Genomic DNA, 10,092 nt, shown 5'->3' with positions numbered 1-10,092 from the left:
GTAAATTTAAATATTTGTATGATACAATCCCGAGAATTGGGGTTCAGCCAATTGATTATTCTTGGATTAATTCAATTACAATTTATAAAAAGATTGATCAATGAATAGAATTGCCTATTTTATATATTGTATAACATAAATGGAATTGGATGGTGTCTTTTGTTGAGTTATTATCAGGTTTATAAATTTATTTTTGTGGGTATTTTAAATACCATATTTGGTTATAGCCTATTTGCTCTTTTTATATATCTGGGCCTATATTATCCCCTCGCAGTTTTACTTTCTACAATCCTTGGTGTATTGTTTAACTTCAAAACTATAGGTAGGCTAGTATTTAATAGCAGTGATAATGGTTCAATATTTAGATTTATTTTAGTTTATGCTATAATTTATCTCTTAAATATATTTTTTTTGTGGCTATTAAAAAAGCTTGGTTCGGAAAATATGTATATAAATGGTTTTGCGCTTTTGATTCCGCTGGCTGCGGTGTCATTTTTATTAAATAAATTTTTTGTCTTTAGGAGATGACATGAAAAAGATCAGTATAGTTACAGCTTGCTTTAATGAAGAAGAAAATGTTGAAGAGGTATATAGTCAGGTAAAAAAAGTTATGACCGAAAAACTTCCTAATTATACCTACGAACATATCTTTATAGATAATGCATCCGAAGATAAAACTGTTGAAATTTTAAAACGGCTTGCGAAAGAAGATAAAAATCTTAAGATTATAGTTAACTCTAGAAATTTCGGTTGGAATAGAAGCCCAACTTATGCATTGTTTGAAGCAGATGGCGATGCCGTTATTTCGCTTGTTGCCGATCTACAAGATCCGCCAGAATTAATTTATGAATTAGTTAAAAATTGGGAAAATGGTAATGAAATAGTTTTGGCTGTAAAAAAAAGTAGTAAAGAAAATCACATTATGTATAGAATTAGAGAAATGTATTATAAAATTTTAATGAGTTTATCTGATGTAAAAATATATAAAAATTTTACTGGGTTTGGGCTATATGGACGTCGGGCAATGGATGCTATGAAAAGTATGAAAGATCCATACCCGTTTTGGAGAGGTATTGTTTCGGAGGTGGGCTTTGATGTTGGTATCGTGGAATACGATCAGCCTATTAGATATAGAGGTATCAAAAAAAGTAATTTTTATTCACTATACGATATGGGAATGCTAGGTATTATAAGTAACTCTAAAATTCCACTCAGGATCGCAATTTTTTTGAGTATAATAATTGGATGCTTGAGTTTTTTTGTTGGTATATTTTACTTTATATTGAAAATTATTTTTTGGAATGAAATGAGCATAGGTATTGCGCCATTGATTATTATGTTTTCATTCGTCTCTTCCATTATTCTATTTTTCATCGGTATAATAGGCGAATACATAGGTGCGATCTATACTCAAGTATTAAATCGCCCGTTGGTATTTGAAAAGGAAAGAATCAATTTTGACTGAGGATATTTTTTTAAGCATTGTAGTACCGACTTATAATAGAGCAAAATTCTTAGATAAAAGTCTAAATAGTCTATGCAAAAGCGTGTATAAAAGCGAGCGAAAAGATATTGAAATTTTAATTTTAGATAATGCTTCCAGTGATAAAACTTCGGATATTGCAAAAAAATATATTGATTTCGGACTTGTAAAATATATAAAAAATAGTGAAAATACTGGTCCAGATAATAATTTCAAAAAAGCGATTTCTTTGTCGCGCGGAAAATATATATGGATATTCGGCGATGATGATTTAGTGTTTGATGATACGATTAAATATTTAATGTGGATACTAGATTCTTCTTCGAAATTCGGTATCATTCATTTAAAGGCACAAAATTTCATAGACAAAATTAAGCCGGTAGAATTTAAAGAATTTAGTAATTTTAAAATTTATGATGATGATAAAGCGGAGTTTATAAAAGAAGCCCATACTAATTTAACTTTTATAACTTCTAATATAGTAAATAAAAGTTTATTTGATAGAATCGATTTAGACGTGATAGCAAATAACAATCTCGTGCAGCTTTATTGGAATATCGCCTGTGCGATTTTGTCTGATAAGCAAGTCGTGGTATTTGATAAAATTTATGCAGCAAGGCAGTTTAATAGTGGAAGATATAATTTTTCAGAAGTATTTGGTGCAAATCTAAATGATACCTTAATCACTATTGAAAAGAATTTTAACGTAGATTTCGTGCTTGAAATTTTTAGAAAAAGGCTTTTAATATATTATTATCCCGCCAATATAATTAGGATACGAAACGGCCTTTCTGCGGTTAGGAACGAAAACTGCTTTCGCAATTTATATAAAATTTATAAGAAATTCCCTTCTTTTTGGATATTCACGGTTAGCGCGATGTGGATACCAAAAAAGCTAGGCCTTTTAATAGTTAAATTTATGCAAAAGACGATTTAGGACGGAATTTGCTATCTAAAATTTCATATATGGCGCTAGCGCAGATATTTTTTGCGTTTGTATCCGTAGTATCGATCTTAGTTCTACCGAAGCTTTTATCTTTAGAAGGCTTTGGATACTATCAATTATTTATATTTTTTGCTAATTACGTAGAATTTTTACATTTTGGACTATCTGATGGTATATATCTAAGATACGGCGGTAGGCGATATGAATTTATTTCTAAAAGAACTCTAAAATCTCAAATTTGTACGATGGAGATTTTATATATTCTAGAATGCCTAATTATATTTTTTACGGTTTGTGCGTTTTCGTTCGATAAAAGGTTATTTTTATATATTGCTATTTCGGGTGCTATCACGGTGCCAAGATCATTTCTATATAATCTTTTGCAAAGTGTAAATGAGATAAAAAAGTCAATACTCGTTTTGTTTATAGAAAGAATTTTTGTCTTATCATCCATAGCAGCAGTTTGTTTCGTGGATTTCGATAAAACTAAATTTTTAATATTTTCATTTATTTTTGCCAGATTTATATCGCTTGTTTATATTTGTTTTTTATGTAGGGATCTTTTTAAAGTAAAGATGGTTCCTTTTACAGATAGCTTATTTTATATATATAAAAATATGCGAATAGGTATAAAATTAACAATCTCTGCGCTTTGTAATATATTTTTGATATTTATTGCAAGATCTATGATTGCATGGAAATTTAGCATCGTTTTATTTGGCAAAATTTCACTTATATTGTCGTTACTAAATTTTGCTCTATTTTTTATCAATGCATTCTCGGCGATCTTATTCCCGATATTACGAACTAAAAAAGCTTGCGAACAAAACGAAATTTTTAAAATTTTAGATGATGGACTATCAATCATATTTGTATTTTTATTTCTATTTACATATCCTGTAGAAGTTCTACTGGGCGCTTGGCTACCTAAATATGCGGACGTTTTAAATTATATGCCGATAATTTTTACGATATTGCTATGCGAAGGTAAGACGCTCCTTCTTACTAATTCATATTTTAAGGCATTACGCAAAGAAGGACAAATGCTTCGTATAAATTTAATTTCTTTGATTATATTTTCAGTATTTATTGGATTTATTGTATATTTTTGCAATGATATATTTATAATAATGTTTTGCCTGTTTTTATCTCTTTTTGCCAAATATATCGCATTGAGTTATGGTCTGAAAAAATTTATAAAAAGTATAAATTTTTGCAATATTGCTGTAGAATTTTTTTGTGGTGTTTGCTTTATTGCTATATCTCATATATTGCCCGGCGTCTACGCGTTTTGCTTAATAATAGTAAGTTTTATAGTTTTAATTGTATTAAAAAGGAAAACTTTTATCCAATTGCTTAAATTTATAAAAACGATATAAATCTGAAAATATTGCTATGAGTAATAATTATATCAATTTCGATGTAGTATTTTATATTTTTATAAATTTCGCTAAAATTCAAATTTTTCAAAGAAATTTTATTATATACTTCCCATTCACTTTAAAAAAAGGACGACCATGCCAAAGATGAAAAGCGTGCGCGGTGCCGTCAAGCGTTTTAAAGCGGGCAAAAACAAGATCAAAAGAGGCTCGGCGTTTCGCAGCCACATTTTGACGAAGATGTCTCAAAAACGCAAGAGGAATTTGCGCGAGGCCCAATACGTCGATTCTACGAACGTATCTGCGGTTAAAAAAATGCTTTGCAAATAGTGCGAAGTTAGTTTTTGACGAAAGTCATTCAAACTCCCCTAAATTTATGGATTTTAGGGCAAGATCCCAAAAGGGACGCCGATTAAGAAAGGATTAATATGGCAAGAGTAAAAACGGGCATCGTTAGACGCCGCCGTCACAACAAGGTGCTAAAGCTTGCGCGCGGATTTTATAGCGCAAGGCGCAAACATTTCAGAAAGGCCAAAGAGCAGCTAGAAAGAAGCCTCGTTTACGCCTTCCGTGACAGACGCGCGAAAAAACGCGATTTCCGCAGACTTTGGATAGTGCGCATCAATGCAGCTTGCAGGCTAAACGACATCAGCTATTCTAAATTTATAAACGGACTGAAAAAAGCGGGCATCGAGCTTGATAGAAAAATTTTAGCAAATATGGCTATGAACGATGCCGAAGCTTTCGCAACCGTCGCAAAGAAGGCAAAAGCAGCATTAAAATAAGCTTTAAAATTTGGCCGTCTTAAGGCGGCCAAATTTTTAAATTTCGACAAAGCTTTTAATTTTAAAAGCGCGTCCAAAAATTTGTCGAGATTTAAGAATTTGGGTAATTTTATTTGAGGCGGTGCAGAATGCTAAAGCCTTTGAAAAAAAATCGTATCTCTTGCGCTTGTCGGTGCAGCAGGGTTCGGCTATGCGAGCGAGCAGAATTCCTGGAGCTATGCAAAGGCGCAAAAATCACCCTCCAACAACACTTCCCGTTCCGATGTAATGAGCGCTGCGGATAGCTTGGGCGCGAAATTAAGCAGGCGCGACGCGGCTAGCGATAGCTCCGCGAGCGACGAGTATGAAAACTCATTTCGTATCAAGCTCGAGTACGCAAGGGGCTTTGCCAAAAAGGGCTCATATTCGGGTAGACTTAATAATCAGCGCGTTATGATGCCTGCGTTTCGCTGGACGGGCAATAGCGGCGTAAATGCCGAGTTTTGGAACGGCATTACCAATATAGGCGGTGCGCTGGTTCCTTATGTGGCTTTCGGCTCATACGAAGCGGCGACGCCGGGAGATCAAACCACGCAATATCTGGTCAGAAGAGAAGAAGACGCAGTTCAGATGAAGCGAAATATCGCGGCGGGCATATCAAATTTAGGCTATACCTATACTACAAATTCTACTAGAAATTTAAATTTAGTCTATGCCGATATCGATAATTTCGTAAATTTCTACGGCAGAGAAAATATCGCAGGATACTTCATCGACGAGGTTAATACCGAAAACAATCCCGCAACTATCGCCTATATGGCGAATATCTACAATTATATCAAGACCAAATATCCGGGAATGCTCGTTTTGGCAAACAACGGCTGGGGCGTGCGCGACGCCATAGCCCCTTATGCGGACGTTTGGATGCTGCAAGAGGTGAGCGCGGATGAGTATATAAACCACTACCGCCCTAGAACCTCGGAATTTGAAAAAGACCCCGCAAATTCCTCTAAAATTTTACACGTCATATACAACGCAAGACCCGATCAGTACGATGAGATCATAAGATTATCTCGCGAGCGCAACGCGGCAAATCTATTTATCACCTCCGATACGAATGCCTATCCTAGCGGATACGACGATCTGCCTACCTATTTTGAAGCGCTGATGCTAGCGGTCAATAACTTCACGCCTAAAAACGGCAGCCTGTTTTCGCAGGTCGCAAGAGGCGGCAACCGCATAGGCATCGAGATGCCGCGCTCGAAGGTCGATCTGGATCTTACTAAGTTTGCAAGAAATTCTGCTTATAAAAATTTAACCGACACCGACGGGCAGGAGTTTAACGTAAACGTAAGCGCGATCGGAAACTACGGCGGGGATTACAAAGACCGCTCGGGCGGCGTCAAATACGATTACAAAAGCGACGGAATTTTACTCGGAGCCTCCAAGAGAGTGGATGATCTTACGCTGGGCGTGATCTTTGGGTATCAAAAATCGGACGCTTGGTACGAGGGTAAATTCGACGGTGTCAAAGAAAACATCAAATCCTACGAGTTCGGTCTGGCGGGCAGATACGACTTTAACGAAAACGTGGATCTGGCGGTCAATTTAACCTATTCGACAAACGATCATAAATTTGAAACCAACAACGGATTCGGCGCTATCCACGGCGCGAAATACAAATCGCAAATTTGGGATTTCAGCACGAGAGCAGGATATAAATTTTTATTTGAAAACGGCTATATTAAGCCGTATTTGGGGCTTGGAGCGATTAGGGTGAACGAGGATGCGATCTCTAGGCTTAAATTTAGCTCCGCTTCAAAAACCGCGCCGAACGGCACCGCGGGAATTTACGCGATCAAGGCTTTCGGCGATCTGCAGATATTCGCAAATGCGGAGTACGAGCATCGATTTAGCGGCGATTCGTATCATGCAAGCAGAAAGTATTCGGATAGATACGACGTCGAGGGGCTTGATTATTCTAGCGGCGTATTTAACGGCGCAATCGGACTGAAATATAAGATCCTTCAAAGCGTCGGGCTCAGCGCATCGTACGAGCTAAGCGAGAGCAAAAATAGCCTGGCAAGAGCCGCTTTTGACGTGGAGTTTTGATTTTAATCAGAGTAGTCCAAGATAGGTAGCTTGAAGCACGATTGCAAATTCCTCTTTGCCGCAAAGCGAAAATTTTATGAAATTTGCGGCTAAATTTTACCCGAGCTTTGCTGCGAAATTTTAAAATTTCAACCGTGGATTTTGCTTGCATATTTTCTTGCTTTTAAATTTCATACACTATCGCTTTTATGCTACTTTCAATATAAAGAATAATGCGGATTTTGCAGTAGAATTTTGCACGTGTCTTTTAAAAGTGGTCTGAAATTTTAAAGATCTGTGCCTACTTTAAATTCCGTGATTATTAAATTTTAAAATTCCATATGCAAAGAAATTTTAAAATTTTAAATCTGGTTCGATAAAGAGATTTTGCTAAGCGGCGGGATTATAAAAATTCTAAAGCAATTACTCGTAAAATTTTATAAAATCCGGATTAATTAAAATCGCTAAGGCTAAGACGATGAGGTAGAATTTTGCGGATCGCTCCGCAAAATTTAAAAGAGATTATTTTAGCTTGTCTAGTTCGATGATGTAAGGCACCGAGTTTACCCCCGCACCGAAGTATTTGGCAGCTAGGGCTTTTGCAGCGTTTAGCTCGGCAGCGCTTACGTCTTTGGCACCTGCTTTGTTATCTTCAGCGTAATATTTTTTAAAAACCGCTATCTTTTGCTCGTCAGTTTTAGCATTTTTGATCTCTTTGTAGATGAGCGCGGATTTTGCGTGGCCGTCGTCGCCGTGAACGGAGGTCATGATTATATCGACATTGTTATTTTTTAGCGTATCTTCGATCCTTGCCATCTCTTTGCGGCAGAATGGGCACAAAGCGTCCGTCAGCATCAAAATCGTAGGTTTTTTTGGATCGTTTCCTAGCTTGATGATATTGTCTTTGCTCTCTGCTTTGAAGACCTTACTTAGCTGTCCTGCGATGCGGTCTTGTTTGATCTGCTCCTTATAGACTACGCGTTTTTTAGGATCGATGATATCGGTAAAGATCAGATCGCCTTGAGTGAAGATGATATCCTCTTGCGACATATTGCCTTGAGAGATTTTTAAAACGACCGCCTCAACGCCCTTTGGCTCGCTAAGTGGGATGCGCTCGGCGACCTTTATTTCGATGCCTTGTGGCGCGCCGCCGTAGATGGATAGAATTTCGCTGTCGCTTAAAGCCGCGTTTAGGCTCGCTGCGAGCGCAACTGAAGTTAAAATAGCTTTTTTCATTTTTTTCCTTTGCAAAAAATTCCGCGCATTGTAGTGCAAAATTTTAAATTTTTACTTTTTCAAATAGCGTTTATTGTCGATCGTCACGATATTTCCCATCTTATCGAGGTATTCGAGGTAGCAGATGACGAATTTTCTGCTAAGTCCCAGCTCCTCTTTAGCGTTCGTGACGTTTACGAAGCCCTCTTTTTCGATGATTGCGTAAAGGCGCTTGATCGCCAGGGATAAATTTTCGGCCTCGACGAAGAGATTGTGCGCGAGACGGACGACCTTTTTGGCGTAGGTTAGCTTTTTCAGCGCGTCATCGCCGCTTTCGCGGTCGATCTCTAGCTCGTCATAGACGTTATACGGCGCAAGCGGCGCGATGCCGCCCTTTTTGATGAGATCAAAAATTTTACTCTCCAGACTCTGTTTGAGCGCGTCAAAATCTACTCCCGATTTTACGTAAACTCCGCCCTTTTTTGAGACGATGTTGCCCCGCTCAAGCTCGCTAAGCGCACGCGCAGCAAGATCTTCGCTGGCCCACGAGAGCTTTAGAGCGATCGAGGCGGGCGAAAAGATCGCGTAGTCGTTTTTGGAGACGATAAATTTTATGAGGCTTTTTACGTCCTCGATCGCGCTTAGATCGTAAACGCATAAATTTGCTTCGTCAAAATACGTCCCTTCTATGCCGCGCGCGATCTTTACCGCTTCGTCGTACTCCATTCCGAAGCGCTGATACGCAGAAAATAGCCCGAATCCATGCTTGTGAAAGAGGCTTAAAATTTTAAACGCTTCGGTGAAATTTCGCTTCAAAAGCGCGGTTAGAAGCACGGCTTTGCTCTGCTTTTTTAGCGGCTCGACCACGGCGTTTAGCACGCGCCCGCCGCCGATTACTCGCGAGTTTGCCAGGCAGACGAAGGGCTCTCCGAATTTCAAAAACATCGTTTTATCAAATTTAAAGCTTACGAGCTTCTCGCTGCTTGGAAGTTCCTTTAAAATGAGCGCTTTTGCTGCGCTTTGCTTGCTTCCGACGCAAAACAGCACGTCTTGATTATGCGAAATTTCGCCGCTAAAGGTGCAGTCCGCTTCATTAAAGCCGCGGAAAAAACCTTTTTTGCTTAGGATCTGCCCCTTTTGCAGCTCGCTCGTTTTGGCGTCAAGGCTCAGCGCGACGCGGTTTGGAGCCTGCGCTAGCGGCGTGTCCTCGTCGTGGATCTGCACGCTTTTGACGTTAAAAATTTTACCCAGATCGCAGTTGTAAAGCTTTTCGCCCTTTGAAATCGCGCCGTTAATGAGGCTACCCGTTACGATGGTGCCGAGCCCCTTGAGCGAAAAGACGCGGTCGATGTAGTAGTGCACCACGCCGCCTCCTTGGCGCTGCGCGGGCTTGATATTGAAGAGATAATTTTTCAGCTCGGCGATGCTCGCGGGGTCTTTTATGCTGATAAAAAAGGTGTTTAAAATTTGCAAATCTTTAAATTTGCAGATATATTCCCTGCACTGTGCTGCGACCTCCGCCCTGCGTGCGTCGTCGGCTAGATCGCACTTGCTGATACACAAGATCACGCTTTTTACCCCAAGCAGCGATAAAATTTGAATATGCTCTTTGCTTTGCGGCATCAGCCCGTCGTCCGCGGCGACTACTAGCATCGCAGCGTCGAAGGCATACGCGCCGCTAATCATCGTTTTTACTAGATTTTCGTGTCCCGGCACGTCGATGAATGCGACGTTGGTGCTCCCGGAGCGCAGATGCGAAAAGCTAAGATCGATCGTGATGCCGCGCTGCTTTTCGCTCGGCATCCTATCGCCCTCAAAGCCGTTTAGCGCCTTGATTAACGCAGTCTTTCCGTGATCGATGTGGCCTGCGGTGCCGATGATTACGCTATTCATAAATTTCTCCGATCTTTTTTATTAAATCTTGCAAGTCGCTTTTTAAAATCGATCTGAAATCGAGCAAAAATTTATCATCCTCGATCCGCCCGATTATGCCCGCAGCGCGAAATTTTGCCTGCGTGCTCTGCGGCTCTGTGCCGTCAAGTATCGCAAGCGCGACGCTAGGGTAGGAGGCGCCGGGCATCGTGCCGCCGCCTACGAAGGTGGTAGTAGGCACGATCTGCGATTTTACGCCGATACGCGATTGCACTAGCTCCGCTCGCTCACGCAGCTCGTCCAGGCTCAGATGGATCTGATCTATCGTCGTGATGAGGTGAA

At 39.5% G+C, this 10,092-nt stretch carries 8 protein-coding genes and 1 pseudogene; 6 read left to right on the top strand and 3 right to left on the bottom strand.

Annotation, left to right across the window (positions count from 1 at the left end):
* Window positions 1–195: 195 nt before the first annotated feature.
* The 6 genes from Q0340_RS07410 to Q0340_RS07385 all read left to right on the top strand — a co-directional run bounded on the left by Q0340_RS07410 (window position 196) and on the right by Q0340_RS07385 (window position 6,684).
* Window positions 196–528 (top strand): GtrA family protein, encoded by a 333-nt coding sequence (locus Q0340_RS07410; RefSeq protein ID WP_298082782.1) that lies wholly within the window; start codon window positions 196–198, stop codon window positions 526–528.
* Between the two features lies 1 nt (window position 529).
* Window positions 530–1,465: a glycosyltransferase family 2 protein gene (locus tag Q0340_RS07405; protein WP_298082781.1), complete on the top strand. Its 936-nt coding sequence runs from the start codon at window positions 530–532 to the stop codon at window positions 1,463–1,465.
* Window positions 1,458–2,420 carry a glycosyltransferase family 2 protein gene (locus Q0340_RS07400; protein ID WP_298082780.1) on the top strand — a complete coding sequence of 321 codons (963 nt, stop codon included), beginning with the start codon at window positions 1,458–1,460 and terminating at the stop codon, window positions 2,418–2,420. Before Q0340_RS07405 ends, Q0340_RS07400 begins: the two co-directional genes overlap by 8 nt.
* Before the next feature lie 1,526 nt (window positions 2,421–3,946).
* Window positions 3,947–4,138 (top strand): 50S ribosomal protein L35, encoded by a 192-nt coding sequence (rpmI, locus tag Q0340_RS07395; protein ID WP_005871089.1) that lies wholly within the window; start codon window positions 3,947–3,949, stop codon window positions 4,136–4,138.
* A gap of 98 nt (window positions 4,139–4,236) precedes the next feature.
* Window positions 4,237–4,593: a 50S ribosomal protein L20 gene (rplT, locus tag Q0340_RS07390; protein WP_297961674.1), complete on the top strand. Its 357-nt coding sequence runs from the start codon at window positions 4,237–4,239 to the stop codon at window positions 4,591–4,593.
* A gap of 267 nt (window positions 4,594–4,860) precedes the next feature.
* Window positions 4,861–6,684, top strand: a complete 1,824-nt coding sequence (locus Q0340_RS07385) for an autotransporter domain-containing protein (protein WP_298082779.1) — start codon at window positions 4,861–4,863, stop codon at window positions 6,682–6,684.
* A gap of 501 nt (window positions 6,685–7,185) precedes the next feature.
* On the opposite strand, the gene Q0340_RS07380 is transcribed toward Q0340_RS07385, so the two are convergent.
* The 3 genes and pseudogenes from Q0340_RS07380 to Q0340_RS07370 form a co-directional block, all read right to left on the bottom strand.
* Window positions 7,186–7,899 carry a histidine kinase gene (locus Q0340_RS07380; RefSeq protein WP_298082778.1) on the bottom strand — a complete coding sequence of 238 codons (714 nt, stop codon included), beginning with the start codon at window positions 7,897–7,899 and terminating at the stop codon, window positions 7,186–7,188.
* Between the two features lie 51 nt (window positions 7,900–7,950).
* Entirely contained in the window at window positions 7,951–9,771 is a 1,821-nt protein-coding gene (selB, locus tag Q0340_RS07375) for a selenocysteine-specific translation elongation factor (protein WP_298082777.1), read from the bottom strand.
* Window positions 9,764–10,092, bottom strand: a pseudogene (locus Q0340_RS07370) (L-seryl-tRNA(Sec) selenium transferase); the annotation flags it as partial. The gene selB and the pseudogene Q0340_RS07370, both read right to left, overlap by 8 nt.

The sequence above is a fragment of the uncultured Campylobacter sp. genome (assembly GCF_938045595.1).
Lineage (GTDB): Bacteria > Campylobacterota > Campylobacteria > Campylobacterales > Campylobacteraceae > Campylobacter_B.
The sequence above is the reverse complement of the archived record's forward strand: the minus strand, read 5'-3'. Positions and strand labels throughout refer to the sequence as shown.

Excerpts from the sequence above, each read along its gene's own strand:
- Q0340_RS07405 (WP_298082781.1), top strand. The coding sequence starts at position 530 with ATGAAAAAGATCAGTATAGTTACAGCTTGCTTTAATGAAGAAGAAAAT.
- rpmI (WP_005871089.1), top strand. The coding sequence starts at position 3,947 with ATGCCAAAGATGAAAAGCGTGCGCGGTGCCGTCAAGCGTTTTAAAGCG.
- rplT (WP_297961674.1), top strand. The coding sequence starts at position 4,237 with ATGGCAAGAGTAAAAACGGGCATCGTTAGACGCCGCCGTCACAACAAG.
- Q0340_RS07385 (WP_298082779.1), top strand. The coding sequence starts at position 4,861 with ATGAGCGCTGCGGATAGCTTGGGCGCGAAATTAAGCAGGCGCGACGCG.
- Q0340_RS07380 (WP_298082778.1), bottom strand. The coding sequence starts at position 7,899 with ATGAAAAAAGCTATTTTAACTTCAGTTGCGCTCGCAGCGAGCCTAAAC.
- selB (WP_298082777.1), bottom strand. The coding sequence starts at position 9,771 with ATGAATAGCGTAATCATCGGCACCGCAGGCCACATCGATCACGGAAAG.